The following is a 20,247-nucleotide window of genomic DNA, read 5'->3' on the forward strand; positions in this document are numbered from 1 at the left end:
CTTTAGAGGACCGGCGCGGCGGCAACGGCCTTCGGCTGGCGATACAGGTCCAGCAGCACCTGATCCAACACCGACGAGGCTCCCCAAGGCTTGGGGTCGTTGAGAATCGCCACCACCGCCCAGGTATTGCCATTGTTGTCGCGGCTGTAGCCGGCGATGGCGCGTACGGTGTTCAAGGTGCCGGTCTTCACATGGGCTTCGCCGCGCAGGGCGGTGGTTTTCAGGCGTTTACGCATGGTGCCGTCGGTGCCGGCGATCGGCATCGAGCTGATGTACTCCGCCGCATAAGGGCTTTTCCACGCGGCTTGCAGCATGGCCGCCATCTCGCGGGCGCTGACCCGTTCGGCGCGGGACAGGCCGGAGCCGTTTTCCATCACCAGGTGCGGCGCGGTGATGCCTTTTTTGGCCAGCCACTGGCGCACGACACGTTGCGCGGCCTTGGCATCGTCGCCATCGGCATCGTTGCGAAACTGTGCACCCAGGCTCAGGAACAACTGCTGGGCCATGGTGTTGTTACTGTATTTGTTGATGTCACGGATGATCTCCGCCAGGTCCGGTGAGAAGGCGCGAGCCAGGACTTTTGCATCCTTGGGCACCGGTGCCTGGATATCACGGCCCTGGATGGTGCCGCCCAACTCCTTCCAGATCGCCCGCACGGCGCCTGCGGTGTAGGTGGCGTGGTCGAGCAGCGACAGGTAGGTCTGCGAGCTGCAGCCATCACCCAGTTGGCCGCTGACGGTCACGGTCACGCTGCCGTCGGCGGCGGTCACCGGGCTGTAGCGCACGTCACCGGTGCACTGTTTGGCGTTGGTGACTTTCACCTGATTGTCGATGCGGATGCTGGCAATCGGCGGTTCGACCGACACGATCACCCGCCCTGAATCATTGCGGGTTACAAAGCGTAGGGCCTTGAGGTTGACCAGCAAGGCGTCGGGCTTGACCAGGAATGGCTTGTTCTCATCGTTGCCGTCGTCGTTGAACTCGGGCAATTGCGGCTGGTTGAAGAAGTTGCGGTCCAGCACCAGGTCGCCGGTGACTTGCTGCACACCATTGGCGCGCAGGTCGCGCATCAGCAGCCAGAGTTTTTCCATGTTCAGCTTGGGGTCGCCGCCGCCCTTGAGGTACAGGTTGCCGCGCAACACGCCGCCGCTGAGGGTGCCATCGGTGTAGAACTCGGTCTTCCACTGATGGTTGGGGCCGAGCATTTCCAGGGCCGCGTAAGTGGTGACCAGCTTCATGGTGGAGGCCGGGTTCACCGAGACGTCGGCGTTGAAAACCGTAGGGGTACCAGGGCCGTTCAGGGGCAGCATCACCAGGGACAGCGCGGTATTTTGCAGCTTGGCCTTCTGCAAGGCCTGGGCAACGCTGGGTGGCAGGGTGTTATTGACGGGAGCGGCGCAAACGGAAAAGGCCAGGGGCAAGACAACACTGGCAAGTAACACTGAACGCAAAGATTTGATCATAAGAAATAAAACCCTACTGCTGAGGAGGGTGAAAAAGGCGAGGGGTATGGAAGAAAATCCCTCAGTGGTCACGAAAGTGTCGGCATTATGCCCCAAGCTGGCGCCACGTGTAGCTGAACGATAGCTGCTAATCGTGGTTTTTTTGCGCGCATTTGCCCGTCGGTCCCAGAGAGTCGGGCAATTGCCGCCTTAAACTGCTAAAGTGCCGCCCGTTAATACTTATGAGGATTGTTCCAATGGCGACTAACCGTTCCCAGCGTCTGCGCAAAAAACTGTGCGTTGATGAATTTCAAGAGCTGGGTTTCGAACTGAACCTGGACTTCAACGAAGGCCTGAGTGAAGAAGCTATCGACGCTTTCCTCGAAGCATTCATCAAAGAAGCCATGGAAGCCAATGGCCTGGGCTATGTGGGCGGCGATGACTACGGTCTGGTTTGCCTGCAGAAGCGTGGCTCGGTCTCCGAAGAGCAGCGTGCTGCGGTCGAAGCCTGGCTGAAAACCCGTTCCGAGCTGACCAAGGCTGAAGTCAGCCCGTTGCTGGACGTGTGGTATCCAGAAAAGCCGATCAACGCGGCTAAGTGATACTGAAAAAAACGGCGACCTGAGGGTCGCCGTTTTTTTATGCCTTGCGCCAATTCAGAATCAGCAGCGTCAACACCCCCGCCACAATCCCCCAGAACGCCGACCCGATGGAAAACAACGTCAAGCCTGACGCGGTGACCATAAAGGTGATCAGCGCCGCTTCCCGTTCCTTCGGCTCATTCATGGCGATGCTCAAGCCATTGATGATCGAGCCAAACAACGCCAACGCCGCAATCGACAGCACCAACTCCTTGGGCAGCGCCGCGAATAGTGCCGCCAGCGTGGCGCCGAACACCCCGGCAATGCCGTAGAACACCCCGCACCACACCGCCGCGGTGTAGCGTTTGTTGCGGTCTTCATGGGCATGGGGCCCGGTGCAGATCGCCGCGCTGATCGCCGCCAGGTTGATGCCGTGGGAGCCGAACGGTGCCAGCACCAACGAGGCCAGGCCGGTGGTGGTGATCAACGGCGAAGCTGGCACGGTGTAACCGTCGGCCCGCAGCACGGCTACACCGGGCATGTTCTGCGAGGTCATGGCCACCACGAACAGCGGGATGCCGATGCTGATGGTCGCCGCCAGCGAGAAGTGTGGCGTGGTCCACACGGGCGTCGCCACTTCCAGATGAAAGCCGCTGAAGTCCAGCAGCCCCATCAGCCCTGACAAAGCGGTGCCGATGAGCAAGGCGGCCAGCACGGCATAACGCGGCGACAGGCGCTTGATGATCAGGTAGGTGAAAAACATCCCCAGCACCAGCCCGGTACGGTGCTGGGCGGCGACGAAAATTTCGCTGCCGATCTTGAACAGAATCCCCGCCAGCAGCGCCGCCGCCAGTGATGCTGGAATCCGCTTGACCAGTTTCTCAAAGCTGCCGGTCAACCCGCAGAGCGTCACCAGTACCGCGCAGGTGATGTAGGCACCGATGGCCTCGCCATAGCTTACGCCGCCCAGGCTGGTGATCAGCAGCGCCGCGCCAGGGGTAGACCAAGCGATGGTGATCGGTGTGCGATAGCGCAGGGACAGGCCGATGCTGCACACCGCCATGCCGATGGAAATCGCCCAGATCCACGAAGAAATCTGCGCCGTGGTCAAACCGGCCGCCTGGCCGGCCTGGAACATCAGCACCAGGGAGCTGGTGTAGCCGGTCATCATGGCGATAAAGCCGGCGACGACGGCCGACGCAGAAGTGTCGGCCAGTGGGCGCAAGGGCGCTTGGGTGGCGTCGGTCATGGAGAGGTGTTCCTTTTTACCTGACTCCGCACGCTGTAGGAGCGAGCTTGCTCGCGAAAATCGCCGACGATAACGCGGGCAATCAGATTAAACGCGGCGCCCTTGGGTTCTTCGCGAGCAAGCTCGCTCCTACAGTGGGATGTCGTTCATGGGAAATCGTGGAATCAAGCCTAAACTCAAACGTAACGAGTCATTGCAATACAGCCGTGGCCGCAAACAGCCGTACAGTGTGTTGGCGCAATGGGTTGTGTACAATGTGCGCTGTTTTTAGGTGATACTTGCCAGCGACACGCTGTTGCCGTATTACCGTTAATTCGCCGTTCTCAAACCCGAGTGCCCATGAACGAACAGTTGCAACCTCTCAAGAAACAACCGCGAGCCGGCAAGGCCGGTCGCAGCGGAACCCAGGACGATATCGTCTATGCGCATATCTTCGAGGCGATCCTTGAACAACGCCTGGCGCCCGGAACCAAATTGAGTGAAGAGGCACTGGGCGAGATCTTCGGCGTGAGCCGCACCATCATTCGCCGCGCGCTGTCGCGCCTGGCCCATGAAAGCGTGGTACTGCTGCGGCCCAATCGCGGTGCGGTGGTTGCCAGCCCAAGCGTCGAAGAAGCGCGCCAGGTGTTCATGGCCCGGCGCCTGGTGGAGCGGGCGATCACGGAGTTGGCGGTGCAGCACGCCACGGCCGAGCAGTTGGCCGAGTTGCGCCAGATGGTCAACGACGAGCGCGACAGCTTCTCCCGTGGGGACCGTGGCGCCGGTATCCGTCTCTCCGGCGAATTCCACTTGAAGCTGGCCGAAGCCGCGAAGAACGCGCCGCTGATCAGCTTCCAGCGCAGCCTGGTGTCGCAGACGTCATTGATCATCGCCCAGTACGAAAGCGGCAACCGCTCGCACTGTTCCTACGATGAACACACCCAGTTGATCGACGCGATCGAAGCCCGTGATGCGACGTTGGCGGTGAACTTGATGATGCATCACATGGATCACATCGACAGCAAGCTCAACCTCGATGAAGAGAGTGCGTCGGATGATTTGCATGCGGTGTTTTCGCATTTGTTGCAGACCAAGAAGCCAGGGCGTTCTTCAGTAAAACTCTAGTTTCCCTGGCTCACTGAGAACAAAATTGTGGGAGCGGGCTTGCTCGCGAATGCGGTGGATCAGTCAATATACCTAGAGACTGACACTGCGCATTCGCGAGCAAGCCCGCTCCCACATTTGTTTCGATGGTGTATCCGAAATCAGCGCTGGTGCACGAGCTGCCCGGCTGCATAGGTTTGCAGCACCGTCCGGTCATCCCCCAACGTCATCAGCACAAACAACGTCTCGGCAATGTTATTGGCCTGTTTCAGGCGATAGCTCAGCAGTGGCGTGGCGTTGTAATCCAACACTAGGAAGTCCGCATCGGTGCCCGGCTGCAAGGTGCCGATCCTGTCTTCCAGGCGCAGCGCCCGTGCGCCGCCCAGGGTTGCCAGGTACAGCGACTTGAACGGGCTCAAGCGCGCACCTTGCAACTGCATGACCTTGTACGCTTCGTTCAGGGTTTGCAGCAGCGAGAAGCTGGTGCCGCCACCCACGTCGGTGCCCAGGCCCACGTTCAAGTTGTGTTTCTCGGCCATCGGCAGGTTGAACAACCCACTACCGAGGAAGAAGTTCGAAGTCGGGCAGAACGCCACCGCCGAGCCAGTCTCTGCCAGCCGTGCGCATTCGTCATCACACAGGTGTACGCCGTGGGCAAACACCGAGCGCTCGCCGAGCAGCTTGTAATGGTCGTAGACATCCAGGTAGCCGTTGCGCTCCGGGAACAGCTCGTTTACCCACTCGATTTCCTGCTTGTTTTCGCTGATGTGGGTCTGCATGTACAAATCCGGGTACTCGCCCAGCAGCTGCCCGGCCAGCGTCAGTTGCTCCGGCGTGCTCGTAGGCGCGAAGCGTGGCGTCACCGCGTAATGCAGGCGGCCCTTACCGTGCCAGCGTTCGATCAGCGCCTTGCTTTCCTGGTAGCCGGATTCGGCGGTGTCGGTCAGGTAGTCCGGTGCGTTGCGGTCCATCATCACCTTGCCGGCAATCATGCGCAGGTCGAGTTTCTCGGCCGCTTCAAAGAATGCATTCACCGATTGCGGGTGCACGCTGCCGAACACCAGCGCCGTGGTGGTGCCGTTGCGCAGCAGTTCCTTGATGAAGATGTTGGCGACTTCTTCAGCGTGAGCCTTGTCGGCAAACTGGCTTTCACAGGGGAAGGTGTAGGTGTTGAGCCAGTCCAGCAGTTGCTCGCCATAGGCGCCGACCATCCCGGTTTGCGGCAGGTGGATATGGGTGTCGATCAAGCCGGGGGTGATCAGCGCGTCCTGGTAATGGGTGATGTCGATATCGGCGGGCAGGCTCGGCAGCAGGTCGCTGGCGTGACCAAGGGCGCTGATCTGGCCGTTGTCGATCACCAGCAGGCCGTCCTCGAAATATTCGTAGGAGGCTTCGATCCCAACAACGGCAGGGTCGGCGATGCTGTGCAGGATGGCGGCACGGTAGGCTTTGCGAGTCAAAGGCATGATCGTCTCAACTTAGATAGCGTGGCTGCGGCGCGAAGCCGGCAGCAGTTTGGCAATAGGTTCGGCGCCGGCAAGGTGCTGGCCGAAATTGGCGTTATAGGTGGCGATGATTTCGCCGGCGATGGAGATGGCGATCTCCACCGGTAGCTTGCCCTTGACCTCGGGGAGGCCCATGGGGCAACGCATGCGCTGTAACTGCGTGGCATCAAAGCCACGGTCACGCAGGCGGTGTTCGAATTTGACCCGCTTGGTTTTCGAGCCGATCAGGCCGAAGTAGGCGAAGTCGTTGCGCTTGAGCAGGGCGGCGGTCAGTTCCAGGTCCAGCGCGTGGTTGTGGGTCATGACGATGCAGTAACTGCCTGCTGGCAAGTCGGCAATTTCGTCGACCGGCTCTTCGCTGACGATTTTACGCACGCCTTGGGGGATGTGCTGCGGGAATTCCTGCTCGCGGGAATCGATCCAGTGCACCCGGCAGGGCAGGCTTGCCAGCAATGGCACCAACGCACGGCCGACATGGCCGGCGCCAAATACAGCGATGTGCGCCTGCGCCTGGCCCATGGGCTCGAACAGCAGCACGGTCACGCCGCCGCAACATTGGCCCAGGCTGGCGCCGAGGCTGAAGCGCTCCAGGTGAGTGTTCTGCTGGCCGCGCACCAACATGTCCCGGGCGATCTGCATCGCCTTGTATTCCAAGTGCCCGCCGCCGATGGTGTCGAAGGCCTGCGCGGCGCTGATGACCATTTTGGAACCGGCGTTGCGCGGGGTGGAGCCGAGTTCTTCGATGATGGTCACCAGTACGCAGGGTTCGCCCTGGTTTTGCAGGGTGGCGAGGGCGCTGATCCAGTTGTCCATGTCTACCTCAACATTTCTGCTGTTAGTTCGGCCGCCTTCGCGAGCAAGCCCGCTCCCACATGGGAATGCATTTCAAATGTGGGAGCGGGCTTGCTCGCGAAGGCGGCGCCTGGGTCTAGAGCGAAGCCATCTCGGTGTCAGCCTCGACAGCTTTCGCCACCTGCAACTGCCGCATCTGCTCACATCCCCACAACACCCGCTCGGGCGTCGCTGGCGCATCAATGTGGGGCTGATGGCGATAATCACCGAGGCTCGCCACCGCATCCTTGATCGCACACCACGACGCAATGCCGAGCATGAACGGCGGCTCACCCACGGCCTTGGAATGGAACACTGTGTCTTCCGGGTTCTTGCGGTTCTCTACCAGCTTCACCCGCAGGTCCAGCGGCATGTCGGCCACCGCCGGGATCTTGTAGCTGGCCGGGCCGTTGGTCATCAGCTTGCCCTTGTTGTTCCACACCAGCTCTTCCATGGTCAGCCAGCCCATGCCCTGAATGAAGCCGCCTTCGACCTGGCCGATGTCGATGGCCGGGTTCAGCGAGGCGCCCACATCGTGCAGGATGTCGGTGCGCAGCATTTTGTATTCGCCGGTCAGGGTGTCGACGATCACTTCGCAGCAGGCCGCGCCGAACGCGTAGTAGTAGAACGGCCGCCCGCGTGACTGGCTGCGGTCGTAGAAGATTTTCGGGGTCTTGTAGAAACCTGTGCTGGAGAGCGACACCTGGGCGAAATACGCCTGCTGGATCAACGCTTCGAAGCTGAGGATCTGCTCGCGCACGCGCACATGGCCGTTGCGAAACTCCACGTCCGCCTCGCTCACGTCGTACTTGCGCGCCGCAAATTCCACCAGCCGCTGCTTGATGGTTTCGGCCGCATTCTGCGCGGCCTTGCCGTTCAGGTCGGCGCCGCTGGAGGCCGCGGTGGGCGAGGTGTTAGGCACCTTGTCGGTGTTGGTGGCGGTGATCTGGACGCGGTCGATGTCGACCTGGAATACCTCGGCCACGACTTGCGCAACCTTGGTATTCAAGCCCTGGCCCATCTCGGTGCCGCCGTGGTTCAGGTGGATGCTGCCGTCGGTGTAGATATGGATCAGTGCGCCAGCCTGGTTGAGGAAGCTGGCAGTGAAGGAAATACCGAATTTCACCGGGGTCAGCGCCAAGCCCTTTTTCAGAATCGGGCTGTGGGCGTTGTACAGGCGGATCGCTTCGCGGCGCTCGGCATATTGGCTGCTGGCTTCCAACTCGGCGGTCATTTCTTCGAGCATGTTGTGCTCGACGGTCTGGTAGTAGTGGGTAACGTTGCGCTCGGTCTTGCCGTAGTAGTTGGCCTTGCGCACCGCCAGCGGGTCTTGGCCCAGATGGCGTGCGATGGCGTCCATCACCTCTTCGATGGCAACCATGCCCTGGGGGCCGCCAAAGCCGCGATAGGCGGTGTTGGAGGCGGTGTTGGTCTTGCAGCGATGGCCGTTGACCGTGGCGTCGCCGAGGTAATACGAGTTGTCGGCGTGGAACATGGCGCGGTCGACAATCGAGTTGGACAGGTCCGGCGAACAGCCGCAGTTACCCGCCAGCTCCAGGTTGATGCCGTGCAGGCGGCCGTTGTCGTCAAAGCCCACGTCGTATTCGATATAGAAGGGGTGGCGCTTGCCGGTCATCAGCATGTCTTCGACCCGTGGCAGGCGCATCTTGGTCGGCTGGCCAGTGAGGCGCGCCACCACGGCGCACAGGCACGCCGGGCTGGCGGCCTGGGTTTCCTTGCCGCCAAAGCCACCGCCCATGCGGCGCATGTCCACCACAATCTTGTTCATCGACACATCCAGCACCTCCGCCACCAGCTTCTGCACTTCGGTGGGGTTTTGCGTGGAGCAATAGACGATCATGCCGCCATCTTCGGTGGGCATCACCGAAGAAATCTGGGTTTCCAGATAGAAGTGTTCCTGGCCACCGATATGCAAGGTGCCCTGAATACGGTGCTTGGCACTTGCCAGCGCAGCGGCCGAATCGCCGCGCTGGTGAGTGTGGCTGTCGAGCACGAAGTGCTTGTTGCGAAACGCCTCGACCACATCCAGCACTGGCTCCAGGTCTTCATATTCGATCACCGCCGCCATCGCCGCCTTGCGTGCGGTTTCCAGGTCGCGGGCGGCCACGGCCAGCACCACCTGGCCGACGAACTGCACGGTGTCGATGGCCAGCAGCGGGTCGCCGGGCATCAGCGGGCCGATGTCTTTCAGGCCTGGCACGTCTTCGTGGGTGATGACTATGCGTACGCCGTCGAAGGCATAGCAGGGCGCGGTGTCGATGCTGATGATGCGGGCGTGGGCACGGTCGGACATGCGCGCATACAGGTGCAACTGGTTGGGGAATTCCAAGCGGTCGTCGATGTACTGCGCTTCACCGCTGACGTGCTTGGCGGCGCTGTCATGCTTGACGCTGCGACCGACCCCGGTGGTGAGGTCCTGGGCAAACAGTGCGGCAAGTTCGGCCTGGGTTTTTACCACGGCGTGATGGTTAGACATAAGCGGTCACCCGAGTCTCGATGTGCGGCGTTTGCAGTTCGATGAAGTATTTGCGCAGCAGGTTTTGCGCGCTGAGCAGGCGGTATTCCTTGCTGGCGCGAAAGTCCGACAGTGGGGTGAAGTCCTGTGCCAGGGCGGCGCAGGCTTTCTCGACCGTGGCCAAGTTCCAGATGGCGCCCAACAACGCGGCCTCGCAATTTTTTGCGCGTTTTGGTGTGGCGGCCATGCCTCCGAAGGCAACGCGAGCCTCGCTGATCACACCGTTGTCGATCTTCAGGTTGAACGCTGCGCACACGGCGGAAATATCGTCGTCCAGACGCTTGGACACCTTGTAGGCCCGAAACAGCGTGTGGCCCTTGGGCACGATGATGGTCTCGATGAACTCACTGTCCTGGCGGGCGGTGACGCGGTAGTCGATGAAGTAGTCTTCCAGCGCCAGGGTACGGCGGGTGTTGCCCTTGCACAGTACGATCTGTGCGCCCAGGGCAATCAGCAGCGGCGGCGAATCACCAATGGGCGAAGCGTTGCCGATATTGCCGCCCAGGGTGCCCTGGTTGCGAATTTGCAGGGAGGCGAAGCGGTGCAGCAGTTCGCCGAAGTCCGGGTATTCGTGGTGCAGCGCGGCGTAGCAGTCGGAGAGGGCGGTGGCTGCGCCGATTTCCAGGCGGTCGTCGAACTGCTCGATGCGTTTCATGGCTTCAATGTTGCCCACGTAGATCATCACCGGCAGGGTGCGGTGGAACTGGGTGACTTCCAGCGCCAGGTCAGTGCCACCGGCCAGCAGGCGGGCCTGCGGGTAGGCGTCATAGAGGTCGGCCAGGTCGGCGACGGTCAACGGCACCAGGCAGCGCTTGTCACCGCTGTTGAGTTCACCGGTCTGGGTCGGCGCGATGGCTTTAAGGCGTGCGATGGTTTCAGCCTGGCGGCTGTCGAATTGATCCTGGGGTTTGTTGCAGCAGGCCTGTTCGGCAGCGGCGAGGATCGGGCGATAACCGGTGCAGCGACACAGGTTGCCGGCCAGGGCTTCATGGGCTTTCTGGCTGTCGGGGGCGTCGCTGTTTTTTTGCAGGGCAAACAGCGACATCACAAAACCTGGGGTGCAAAAGCCGCACTGCGAACCGTGGCACTCGACCATGGCCTGTTGCACGCTGTGCAGTTGGCCCTGGTGCTTGAGGTCTTCGACGCTGATCAGTTGTTTGCCGTGCAGTGACGACACGAACGTCAGGCAGGAATTGAGGCTGCGATAACGAATCTGCTCGGCGCCGTGCTCGTCGGTGTGCAGCTCGCCGACCACCACGGTGCACGCGCCACAGTCGCCACTGGCGCAGCCTTCCTTGGTACCGGGTTTGCCCACATGCTCGCGCAGATAGTTGAGCACGGTCAGGTTGGGGTCCAGGGCGTGCTCGCTACGGAGTTCCTGGTTAAGTAAAAACTGGATCACGGAAGGCCTCGCAGACTCATTATTGTTGTTAACCGCTTTGCGCCGAATCTAGTCATGTCTGACTTTTCGGTCAATGGTTTTCTGACCTAAGGGTCAAGAAAATGCGGTCGCAACACGTTCAATTATGGTCCAGTCTTCTGGAACCGGCGTTTTTGGCGGCTTACAGGCTTTCAACGTTGCTTATTTCATGCCAAATTCGCCACGGTGGGCGTAGCGCCATCAGCGGGCCAATGCGCTACACTGCGGCGCTTGTACCGATAGCAGATTTTGAAGGGAAAACATGACGTTCAAGGCGCCGGACAGTCTCGCCGAGCAAATTGCTCACCACCTCGCCGAACGTATCATTCGCGGCGATCTCAAGCCTGGGGAGCGGATCCAGGAACAGAAGGTCACGCTGGCGCTCAACGTCAGCCGTGGTTCCGTGCGCGAAGCCTTGCTGATCCTTGAGCGCCGCCATCTGATTGCGATCCTGCCGCGCCGTGGCGCCCACGTCACCGAACTCACCGCGCACAAGGTGCAGAGCCTGTGTACGTTGATGGGCGAGATGTACATCCTGCTCGGCAATGCGGTTGCCGAAGGCTGGCAGACCCAGGCCGACATGGCGCCGTTCCTGCAGATCCAACAACGCCTGCAACTGAGCCTGGAGCGCGAGGACATCCGCGCCTTCGTCGAAGAAAGCTTCAACGTGATGCGCGCTGCGTACCCCTTCGCCAACAACCCGTATTTGCAGGAAACCGTTGAAAACCTGCAGCCGGCGATGAACCGTGCTTATTACCTGGCCCTGGATCAGCGCAAGGCGTCCATGAGCGAGTTCCAGGCGCTGTTCGCGCAATTGCTCGCTGCGGTGCTTGCCCGTGACCTGGTGCAGATTCGCCTGGTGCTCACAGCCTATTGCCAGCGCAGCAGTTCGCTGGTCATCGCAGCCTTGGCGGACGCCTAAGCGTGCGGCTCAAGTGCATCAAGTTGGCGGGGTTCAAATCCTTCGTCGACCCCACCACCGTGAACTTCCCCAGCAACATGGCGGCGGTGGTGGGGCCCAATGGCTGCGGCAAGTCGAACATCATCGACGCCGTGCGTTGGGTGATGGGCGAGAGCTCAGCGAAAAACCTGCGCGGCGAGTCGATGACCGACGTCATCTTCAACGGCTCCACCAGCCGCAAGCCGGTGAGCCAGGCCAGTATCGAGCTGGTATTCGATAATTCCGACGGCACCCTGATCGGCGAATACGCGGCCTACGCGGAAATCTCCATCCGTCGTAAAGTCACCCGCGACAGCCAGAACAGTTACTTCCTCAACGGCACCAAGTGTCGCCGTCGCGATATCACCGATATTTTCCTCGGCACCGGCCTGGGCCCGCGCAGCTACTCGATCATCGAGCAGGGCATGATCTCCAAGCTGATCGAAGCCAAGCCCGAAGACCTGCGTAACTTTATCGAAGAAGCGGCCGGCATCTCCAAATACAAGGAGCGCCGCCGCGAGACCGAAAACCGTATTCGCCGTACCCATGAAAACCTCGCCCGCCTGACCGACCTGCGCGAAGAGCTGGAGCGCCAGCTCGAACGCCTGCACCGCCAGGCCCAGGCCGCCGAGAAGTATCAGGAATACAAGGGCGAGGAGCGCCAGCTCAAGGCGCAACTGTCGGCCCTGCGCTGGCAGGCATTGAATGATCAGGTGGGCCAGCGCGAAGCGATTATTGGCACCCAGGAAGTCAGCTTTGAAGCACTGGTGGCCGAGCAGCGTAACGCCGACGCCAGCATTGAACGCCTGCGTGACGGCCACCATGAGTTGTCCGAACGCTTCAATCTGGTGCAGGGCCGCTTCTATTCGGTGGGCGGTGACATTGCTCGGGTCGAGCAGAGTATCCAGCACGGCCAGCAGCGTTTGCGCCAGTTGCAGGACGACTTGAAGGAAGCCGAACGCGCACGCCTGGAAACCGAATCGCACCTGGGCCATGACCGCACCTTGCTGCTGACCCTGGGCGAAGAGCTGGAGATGCTCACCCCCGAGCAGGAAATCACCAGCGCCGCCGCCGAAGAAGCCGCCGCGGCCCTGGAAGAATCCGAAACTACCATGCACGGTTGGCAGGAACAGTGGGACGCTTTCAACCTGCGTTCCGCCGAGCCACGCCGCCAGGCCGAGGTGCAGCAGTCGCGCATCCAGCAGTTGGAAACCAGCATGGAACGCCTGGCCGAGCGCCAGCGCCGGCTGCAGGAAGAGCGCGTACTGCTCGCCGCCGACCCGGAAGACGCGGCAATCATGCAGTTGAGCGAGCAACTGGCCGAAAGCGAAATGACTCTGGAAGAGCTGGAGGCCAGCGAAGAACAGCAAGTGGAGCGCCTGGAGCAACTGCGTCAGCAATTGCACACCGCGACCCAGGCGCAGCAGCAGGCCCAAGGCGATTTGCAGCGGCTCAATGGTCGGTTGGCTTCGCTGGAAGCCTTGCAGCAAGCCGCGCTCGACCCCGGCACCGGCACCGCTGAATGGCTGCGCGACCAGCATTTGGCCGAGCGTCCGCGCCTGGCCGAAGGCTTGAAAGTCGAAGCCGGCTGGGAACTGGCGGTGGAAACCGTGCTGGGTGCCGATCTGCAAGCGGTGCTGGTGGATGATTTCGGCGGCTTCGACCTGGCCGGGTTTGCCCAGGGCGATTTGCGCCTGCTCAGCCCGGCGGCCGACGGCACGCGGGTGCCGGGCAGTTTGCTGGACAAGGTCGAGGCGGCGATAGATCTGTCGCCCTGGCTGGGCCAGGTCAGGCCGGTGGAGTCCCTTGAGCAAGCCCTGGCCCAACGCGGGCAATTGGCGGCTGGTGAAAGCCTGATCAGCCGCGATGGCTATTGGGTCGGCCGCCACTTCCTGCGGGTGCGCCGCGCCAGTGAAGCGGAAAGTGGCGTGTTAGCCCGTGGCCAGGAAATCGTCAACCTGAGCGCCGAGCGTGAAGAACGCGAAGCCACCCTGGAAAGCCTGGAAACTGAATTGCAAACCCTGCGCGCCACCCAGCGTCAGCAGGAAACCGGCCGCGAACACCTGCGTCGTCTGTTGCAGGACGAAGCGCGCCAGCAAGGCGAGTTGAAAGCCCAACTGTCGGCGAGCAGGGCCAAGGTCGAACAATTGACCCTGCGCCGCACCCGTCTTGACGAAGAAGTAGCCGAGATGGGCGAACAGCGCGCCCTGGAACACGAACAGATCGGTGAAGCGCGCCTGCACTTGCAGGAAGCCCTCGACAGCATGGCCCTGGATACCGAACAGCGCGAATTGCTGTTGGCCCAGCGCGACAGCCTGCGTGAGCGCCTTGACCGCGTGCGCCAGGAAGCCCGGCAGCACAAGGATCACGCCCATCAGTTGGCCGTACGCCTGGGCTCGTTGCGCGCCCAGCACGATTCCACGCGCCAGGCCCTTGAGCGCCTGGAGATGCAGTCCGAACGCCTGACCGAAAAGCGCGAGCAACTGAGCCTCAACCTGGAGGAGGGCGAGGCGCCGCTGGAAGAGCTGCGCCTCAAGCTTGAGGAATTGCTCGACAAGCGCATGACCGTCGACGTCGAACTCAAGACCGCACAGATCGCCCTGGAAGACGCCGACCGCGAACTACGCGACGCCGAAAAGCGCCGCACTATGGCCGAGCAGCAGTCCCAGTTGATCCGCGGCCAGCTCGAACAACAACGCATGGAATGGCAAGCCCTCACCGTGCGCCGCAAGACCTTGCAAGACCAATTGCTGGAAGACGGCTATGACCTGCACGGCGTACTCAACACCCTGACCGCCCAGGCCAACGAGAAAGACGCCGAAGAAGAACTTGAACGGATTGCCGCACGTATTCAACGCCTGGGCGCGATCAACCTCGCCGCCATCGATGAGTACCAGCAGCAGTCCGAGCGCAAACGTTATCTGGATGCTCAGGATGCCGATCTGGTCGAAGCCCTGGACACCCTGGAAAACGTGATCCGCAAAATCGACAAGGAAACCCGCAACCGCTTCAAAGATACCTTTGATCAGATTAATGGCGGTTTACAGGCGTTATTCCCAAAAGTTTTCGGTGGTGGCAGTGCCTACTTGGAACTGACGGGCGAAGATCTACTCGATACAGGGGTAACGATCATGGCGCGGCCTCCGGGCAAGAAGAACAGCACCATCCATTTGTTGTCCGGCGGCGAAAAAGCCCTGACCGCATTGGCCCTGGTATTTGCCATCTTCAAGTTGAACCCGGCGCCGTTCTGCATGCTCGACGAAGTTGACGCACCGCTGGATGACGCTAACGTTGGACGCTACGCTCGGTTGGTTAAAGAGATGTCCCAGACCGTGCAGTTCATCTATATCACCCACAACAAGATCGCCATGGAAATGGCCGACCAGTTGATGGGCGTGACGATGCATGAGCCGGGCTGTTCGCGATTGGTAGCAGTGGATGTGGAAGAGGCGATGGCGATGGTGGAATCCTGAGCCATGCCCGAGAGAGAATTTACAGCGCGGCGTAGGGCGATTTACCGGTCTGGGGAAAGTGGCAAATGGACATATTTGTTCAAGGCATTTTGACAGACGGTGTAAAGTTATCTTTGGTCGTGCTAGTTTAATGTCAATTTTTCGTGTGCGTGGGCAAAACGTCAGTCAGAACATAGAGTTGGCGCCACGTTTTAAAGCGGTTTGCACGGTGCTAAACCCCTTATTTTTCAGCATTTTTTATTAGAGGCACGGGATTACATGGAAATCGGTCTGCGCGAGTGGCTGATCGTCATCGGCATTATTGTCATTGCCGGTATTCTTTTTGATGGCTGGCGCCGCATGCGCGGTGGCAAGGGCAAGCTCAAGTTCCGTCTGGACCGAAACCTGTCCAACTTGCCTGACGACGACGGCGCCGCCGAGCTGCTGGGGCCGCCCCGTGTGCTGGATACCCACAAAGAGCCGCAACTGGACGAGCATGATTTGCCGTCGATGAGCGCGCCGCTGCGTGAAGCCCGCGAACCATCGTCCAAGCGTGGCAAGCGCGGGAGCGCGGCGGTTGCCGAGCCGCATCAGGGCGACCTGAACCTCGACGTCGATGATGGCCCGAGCTTCAGCAGCCGCGATGACGATTTCCCGGACGAGACGTCCAGCAAGAGCGCGGCACGCCAATCGGTGAACGATCAGCCGGCGGCCGAAGAAGTCCTGGTCATCAGCGTGATCTGCCGCGACGCCGGCGGTTTCAAAGGCCCGGCACTCTTGCAGAACATCCTCGAAAGCGGCCTGCGTTTCGGCGAGATGGATATCTTCCATCGTCACGAAAGCATGGCCGGTAACGGCGAAGTGCTGTTCTCCATGGCCAACGCGGTCAAGCCGGGCACCTTCGATCTGGACGATATCGACCTGTTCAGCACCCCGGCGGTGAGCTTCTTCCTTGGCCTGCCAGGCCCGCGTCACCCCAAACAAGCGTTCGACGTGATGGTGGCCGCCGCCCGCAAGCTGTCCCAGGAACTCAACGGCGAGCTCAAGGACGACCAACGCAGCGTGCTTACCGCCCAGACCATCGAACACTACCGTCAGCGCATCGTCGAGTTCGAGCGTCGCGCCCTGACACAGAAACGCTGAGGATCGATCTTAAGCGTTGTCTGTAGAATCCGTGCACTAACATATTGAGCAGCTTCGGCTGCTCTTTTGCTTTATGAGAGAACACCCATGACCGCCGCCCATACCCGCATTCTCGAACTGCGCGCTGAACTGGATCAGCACAACTACCGTTACCACGTCCTCGACGAGCCGAGCATTCCGGACGCCGAGTACGACCGCCTGTTCCACGAGCTCAAGGCCCTGGAGGCCGAGCACCCGGAACTGGTGACGCGTGATTCGCCGACGCAGCGGGTTGGCAGTGCGGCGTTGTCGGCGTTCACCCAGGTCAAGCACGAGATCCCGATGCTCAGCCTGGGCAACGCCTTTGATGAAACCACCATGCTGGAGTTTGATCGCCGGGTCACCGAGGGCCTTGATCTGCCGGTGGGCGATCTGTTTGGCGCTGGCGCGGCGGTGGAATACAGCTGCGAGCCGAAGCTGGACGGCCTGGCGGTCAGCCTGCTGTACCAGGATGGCGAGTTGGTGCGCGGTGCTACCCGGGGTGATGGCACCACCGGCGAGGACATCAGCGTCAATGTGCGCACCGTGCGCAATATCCCTCTGAAACTGCACGGCACGGGCTGGCCGGCCACCCTGGAAGTGCGCGGTGAAGTGTTCATGTCCAAGGCCGGTTTCGAGCGATTGAACGCCTCGCAACTGGAAGTGGGCGGCAAGACCTTCGCCAACCCGCGCAACGCCGCAGCAGGCAGCCTGCGCCAACTGGACTCGAAGATTACCGCCAGTCGCCCGCTGGAGTTCTGCTGCTATGGCATCGGCCAAGTGACCGCGGATATCAGCGACACCCATATCGGCAACCTCAAGCAGTTGCAGAAGTGGGGCATGCCGATCAGCCACGAATTGAAGCTGGCCAAGGGTATCCAGGAATGCCTGGACTACTACCGCGACATCGGCGAGCGCCGCAATGCGCTGGGCTACGAAATCGACGGCGTGGTGTTCAAGGTCAACAGCATTGCCTACCAGCGTGAACTGGGCTTCCGCGCCCGCGAGCCGCGCTGGGCGATCGCGCACAAATTCCCGGCCATGGAAGAACTCACCGAACTGCTCGACGTGGAATTCCAGGTCGGCCGTACCGGTGCGGTGACGCCGGTGGCGCGCCTCAAACCGGTCAAGGTGGCCGGCGTGACCGTGTCCAATGCCACCCTGCACAACATGGACGAAGTGGCACGCCTGGGGCTGATGATCGGCGACACCGTGATCATCCGCCGCGCCGGTGATGTGATTCCGCAGGTGGTCTCGGTGGTCACTGAACGCCGCCCGGAAAACGCCCGCGCCGTGCAGATCCCGCAAAATTGCCCGGTGTGTGGATCCCATGTGGAGCGCACGCAACTGGTCAAGCGCAGCAAAGGCAAGGAAACCGTCAGCGAAGGCGCGGTGTACCGTTGCGTCGGGCGGCTGGCCTGCGGTGCGCAGCTCAAGCAGGCGATCATTCATTTCGTCTCGCGCCGGGCCATGGACATCGACGGCCTGGGTGACAAGACCATCGAGCAACTGGTGGATGAACAGCTCATCGGTTCGCCGGCCGATCTCTACAAGCTCAAATACGAACAGATCATCGACCTGGAAGGCTTTGCCGATATCTCCAGCAAGAAGCTGATCGGCGCCATCGAAAACAGCAAGACCCCGACCCTGGCACGCTTCATCTACGCCTTGGGCATTCCCGATGTGGGCGAGGAGACGGCCAAGGTTCTGGCGCGCTCGCTGGCGTCCCTGGAGCGCGTACAAAAGGCGTTGCCAGAAGTGCTGACGTACTTGCCGGATGTCGGGCTGGAAGTGGCCCATGAGATCCATAGCTTCTTTGAAGACGGCCACAATCAGCAGGTGATTGGCGCGCTGTTGTCGCCGGACGAATGCGGCCTGCAATTGCAGGAGCAAGGCGAACTCAGTGCCGAATTCGCCGCCAGCACCACCTTGGGCGGTTTGCTCGACAAGCTGCACGTACCGTCGGTGGGGCCAGGCGCGGCGCAGAAGCTCGCGGACAAGTTCGGTTCGCTGGAAGGCGTCATCAAGGCTGACTGGCTCGACATGCGCCAGGCGCTGCCCGAGAAGCAAGCCAAGGCTGTACGGGAGTTTTTCGACAATGCCGACAACGCCAACCATGCCCTGGCTATCGAGCAACAGCTCAAGGACTTTGGCATGCACTGGCAGAGCGAGAAAAAGCTCGTCGAAGGTTTACCTGAAGCCGGGCACACCTGGGTACTCACCGGCTCCCTGGAGCTGATGAGTCGCGATGTGGCCAAGGACAAGCTCGAAAGCCTGGGGGCCAAGGTGGCCGGTTCCGTTTCGGCGAAAACCCACTGCGTGGTGGCCGGGCCGGGCGCCGGTTCGAAATTGGCCAAGGCCAATGAGCTGGGCCTGAAAGTACTGGACGAGGAAGCCTTCGTCGCCTTCCTGGCCAAGCACAACATCACCGTCTGAACGGAGCGATCTCTCCACACTGTAGGAGCGAGCTTGCTCGCGAAGAACCGGAGGGCGCCGCTGTGAACCAGGCAGCCCGCGTTATCGTTGACGATCTTCGCGAGCAAGCTCGCTCCTACAGGGAGTAGTTGAACGATCTCTCACGAGAAATGATCTAGTCTCTGTCACCCCAGGGAGAGATCGCCATGTTCCGCTACTTCGAGCAACTCAGCACGCGCATCGCCGCTCCGTTCATGGCCGAAACCTCGCGCAACAGCAAGGTGTGGCAATGCCGGTGTGGCCAGTCGCTGTTCTTTCGCAACAGCCAATGCCTGGCCTGTCAGGCGGCGTTGGGTTACCAGCCGCAGCAAAGCCGCCTGTCGTCCCTGCAACCTGGGCCGGTGGTCGGTACGTGGCTGGCCGACGACAATCTCGATGCCGGCGCTTTCCGGCGCTGCGCCAACCTCGACTCACCGGCTGCGTGCAATTGGTTGATTCCTGCCCACAGCACCGCGCCGTTGTGCGTGGCCTGTAGCCTGAACCGCACCATCCCTGATCTTTCCGTTGCGGAAAACCCCGAACGCTGGCGCAAAGTCGAAACCGCCAAGCGCCGACTGGTGGCGCAACTGATCAGCCTGGGCCTGCAAGTGGTGCCCAAGAGCGTTGACGAAGAGACTGGCCTGGCCTTCGACTTTATCGGTATCGACCTGGAAGGCAACGCGCCCACCACCGGCCACGCCAATGGGCTGATCACCCTGGATATCAAGGAAGCCGATGACGCCCACCGCGAAAAAGTCCGGGTACAGATGCGCGAGCCGTACCGCACCTTGCTCGGCCATTTTCGCCATGAAGTCGGCCATTACTACTGGGATCGCCTGATCGCCAACGGTCACTGGCTTAGCCCTTTTCGCGACCTGTTCGGCGACGAACGCGCCAGTTACGCCGAGGCCCTCGACCGGCACTACCAGAACGGCCCGCGCCCGGACTGGCAACTCACCTGCGTGAGCGCCTACGCCACCATGCACCCCTGGGAAGACTGGGCCGAAACCTGGGCCCACTACCTGCACATGATGGACGCCGTGGACACGGCCCTGGGCTTTGGCATGAGCGCCCGCGAGATGGACCTGGATTACCAGCCATTCCCCCTGACCACGCTCTACGACCCTCAACACTCTGGCGGCCCGGCATTCCTCTGCTTCGTCAATGCCTGGATCGAACTGGCCGGCATGCTCAACGAACTGTCCCGTGCCATGGGCCAGCCGGATTTCTATCCCTTCGTGCTGCCGCCCGCGGTGATTGCCAAGCTGCACTTTATTCACCTGGTCATCCAGGAAGAAGGCGGCAGAGCCGATGGGGTTATGGCAAGTGCTTGAGCCTTCTCATTTTTTAATCCGGAACCAACGGTTGTAACTTCCGATGAGATGGGTACAATGGCGCGGCTTGCCGAGAGGCAGCGTCGTTATGGTGACCCCATCGGTCCCCCCGCAACGATTACCCGTGAACCTGGTCAGAGCCGGAAGGCAGCAGCCACAGCGGGAACATTGTGTGCCGGGGTGTGGCTGGTGGGGTTGCCTCCATAACGCTCCCTTCTGCAGTCCCTTCTAAAACCCAAGTTATTTTCAGCCAGTCATC

Annotated in this window: 13 protein-coding genes, 1 other RNA gene and 1 pseudogene; 8 read left to right on the forward strand and 7 right to left on the reverse strand. The window is 61.1% G+C overall.

Annotation, left to right across the window (positions count from 1 at the left end):
• Positions 1 to 2 precede the first annotated feature (2 nt).
• On the reverse strand, positions 3 to 1,463 hold the full coding sequence (gene dacB, locus MF6394_RS10990) for a D-alanyl-D-alanine carboxypeptidase/D-alanyl-D-alanine endopeptidase (RefSeq protein ID WP_003193256.1): 1,461 nt from the start codon (positions 1,461 to 1,463) through the stop codon (positions 3 to 5).
• 236 nt (positions 1,464 to 1,699) lie between these two features.
• Here dacB and MF6394_RS10995 point away from each other — a divergent pair, with 236 nt between their 5' ends.
• The gene (locus MF6394_RS10995; RefSeq protein ID WP_003193255.1) at positions 1,700 to 2,044 is read left to right on the forward strand and encodes a YggL family protein; all 345 of its coding nucleotides are present in this window, start codon (positions 1,700 to 1,702) and stop codon (positions 2,042 to 2,044) included.
• Between the two features lie 37 nt (positions 2,045 to 2,081).
• Here MF6394_RS10995 and MF6394_RS11000 read toward each other — a convergent pair whose 3' ends face one another.
• On the reverse strand, positions 2,082 to 3,272 hold the full coding sequence (locus tag MF6394_RS11000; RefSeq protein ID WP_019820510.1) for a benzoate/H(+) symporter BenE family transporter: 1,191 nt from the start codon (positions 3,270 to 3,272) through the stop codon (positions 2,082 to 2,084).
• A 339-nt stretch (positions 3,273 to 3,611) separates the two neighbouring features.
• Between MF6394_RS11000 and MF6394_RS11010 the strand changes: the two genes are divergently transcribed.
• Positions 3,612 to 4,376, forward strand: a complete 765-nt coding sequence (locus MF6394_RS11010) for a GntR family transcriptional regulator (protein WP_014719469.1) — start codon at positions 3,612 to 3,614, stop codon at positions 4,374 to 4,376.
• Positions 4,377 to 4,516: 140 nt separating this feature from the next.
• Here MF6394_RS11010 and guaD read toward each other — a convergent pair whose 3' ends face one another.
• The 4 genes from guaD to xdhA all read right to left on the reverse strand — a co-directional run bounded on the left by guaD (position 4,517) and on the right by xdhA (position 10,629).
• Complete coding sequence (guaD, locus tag MF6394_RS11015; RefSeq protein WP_078466679.1) at positions 4,517 to 5,821, reverse strand: guanine deaminase; 1,305 nt, start codon at positions 5,819 to 5,821, stop codon at positions 4,517 to 4,519.
• Between the two features lie 12 nt (positions 5,822 to 5,833).
• The gene (xdhC, locus tag MF6394_RS11020; RefSeq protein WP_069557136.1) at positions 5,834 to 6,673 is read right to left on the reverse strand and encodes a xanthine dehydrogenase accessory protein XdhC; all 840 of its coding nucleotides are present in this window, start codon (positions 6,671 to 6,673) and stop codon (positions 5,834 to 5,836) included.
• A 115-nt stretch (positions 6,674 to 6,788) separates the two neighbouring features.
• Positions 6,789 to 9,188 carry a xanthine dehydrogenase molybdopterin binding subunit gene (gene xdhB / locus MF6394_RS11025; protein WP_047711560.1) on the reverse strand — a complete coding sequence of 800 codons (2,400 nt, stop codon included), beginning with the start codon at positions 9,186 to 9,188 and terminating at the stop codon, positions 6,789 to 6,791.
• Positions 9,181 to 10,629 (reverse strand): xanthine dehydrogenase small subunit, encoded by a 1,449-nt coding sequence (xdhA, locus tag MF6394_RS11030; RefSeq protein WP_069557135.1) that lies wholly within the window; start codon positions 10,627 to 10,629, stop codon positions 9,181 to 9,183. The genes xdhB and xdhA overlap by 8 nt, the downstream gene beginning before the upstream one ends.
• Positions 10,630 to 10,909: 280 nt before the next feature.
• On the opposite strand from xdhA, the gene MF6394_RS11035 reads away from it, so the two are divergent.
• From MF6394_RS11035 to ligA, 4 genes are all read left to right on the forward strand, one after another.
• On the forward strand, positions 10,910 to 11,569 hold the full coding sequence (locus MF6394_RS11035) for a GntR family transcriptional regulator (protein WP_044275079.1): 660 nt from the start codon (positions 10,910 to 10,912) through the stop codon (positions 11,567 to 11,569).
• Positions 11,570 to 11,571: 2 nt separating this feature from the next.
• A complete protein-coding gene (gene smc, locus MF6394_RS11040; RefSeq protein ID WP_078466680.1) occupies positions 11,572 to 15,060 on the forward strand; it encodes a chromosome segregation protein SMC in 3,489 nt (1,162 codons plus the stop codon).
• Positions 15,061 to 15,318: 258 nt separating this feature from the next.
• The gene (gene zipA, locus MF6394_RS11045) at positions 15,319 to 16,182 is read left to right on the forward strand and encodes a cell division protein ZipA (RefSeq protein ID WP_032895820.1); all 864 of its coding nucleotides are present in this window, start codon (positions 15,319 to 15,321) and stop codon (positions 16,180 to 16,182) included.
• An 87-nt stretch (positions 16,183 to 16,269) separates the two neighbouring features.
• The gene (ligA, locus tag MF6394_RS11050) at positions 16,270 to 18,636 is read left to right on the forward strand and encodes an NAD-dependent DNA ligase LigA (RefSeq protein WP_078466681.1); all 2,367 of its coding nucleotides are present in this window, start codon (positions 16,270 to 16,272) and stop codon (positions 18,634 to 18,636) included.
• Between the two features lie 14 nt (positions 18,637 to 18,650).
• Here ligA and MF6394_RS34555 read toward each other — a convergent pair.
• A pseudogene (locus MF6394_RS34555) lies at positions 18,651 to 18,773 on the reverse strand (outer membrane lipoprotein carrier protein LolA); the annotation flags it as partial.
• Positions 18,774 to 18,821: 48 nt separating this feature from the next.
• Between MF6394_RS34555 and MF6394_RS11055 the strand changes: the two are divergent.
• Entirely contained in the window at positions 18,822 to 19,988 is a 1,167-nt protein-coding gene (locus MF6394_RS11055) for a zinc-binding metallopeptidase family protein (protein ID WP_078466682.1), read from the forward strand.
• 98 nt (positions 19,989 to 20,086) lie between these two features.
• An RNA gene (ffs, locus tag MF6394_RS11060) (signal recognition particle sRNA small type) lies at positions 20,087 to 20,183 on the forward strand.
• Positions 20,184 to 20,247: the final 64 nt, after the last annotated feature.

It is taken from the genome of Pseudomonas sp. MF6394 (assembly GCF_002018845.1).
Taxonomy (GTDB): domain Bacteria; phylum Pseudomonadota; class Gammaproteobacteria; order Pseudomonadales; family Pseudomonadaceae; genus Aquipseudomonas; species Aquipseudomonas lactis.

Coding starts and splice junctions, on each gene's coding strand:
- dacB (WP_003193256.1), bottom strand. CDS start 1,463: ATGATCAAATCTTTGCGTTCAGTGTTACTTGCCAGTGTTGTCTTGCCC.
- MF6394_RS10995 (WP_003193255.1), top strand. CDS start 1,700: ATGGCGACTAACCGTTCCCAGCGTCTGCGCAAAAAACTGTGCGTTGAT.
- MF6394_RS11000 (WP_019820510.1), bottom strand. CDS start 3,272: ATGACCGACGCCACCCAAGCGCCCTTGCGCCCACTGGCCGACACTTCT.
- MF6394_RS11010 (WP_014719469.1), top strand. CDS start 3,612: ATGAACGAACAGTTGCAACCTCTCAAGAAACAACCGCGAGCCGGCAAG.
- guaD (WP_078466679.1), bottom strand. CDS start 5,821: ATGCCTTTGACTCGCAAAGCCTACCGTGCCGCCATCCTGCACAGCATC.
- xdhC (WP_069557136.1), bottom strand. CDS start 6,673: ATGGACAACTGGATCAGCGCCCTCGCCACCCTGCAAAACCAGGGCGAA.
- xdhB (WP_047711560.1), bottom strand. CDS start 9,188: ATGTCTAACCATCACGCCGTGGTAAAAACCCAGGCCGAACTTGCCGCA.
- MF6394_RS11035 (WP_044275079.1), top strand. CDS start 10,910: ATGACGTTCAAGGCGCCGGACAGTCTCGCCGAGCAAATTGCTCACCAC.
- zipA (WP_032895820.1), top strand. CDS start 15,319: ATGGAAATCGGTCTGCGCGAGTGGCTGATCGTCATCGGCATTATTGTC.
- ligA (WP_078466681.1), top strand. CDS start 16,270: ATGACCGCCGCCCATACCCGCATTCTCGAACTGCGCGCTGAACTGGAT.
- MF6394_RS11055 (WP_078466682.1), top strand. CDS start 18,822: ATGTTCCGCTACTTCGAGCAACTCAGCACGCGCATCGCCGCTCCGTTC.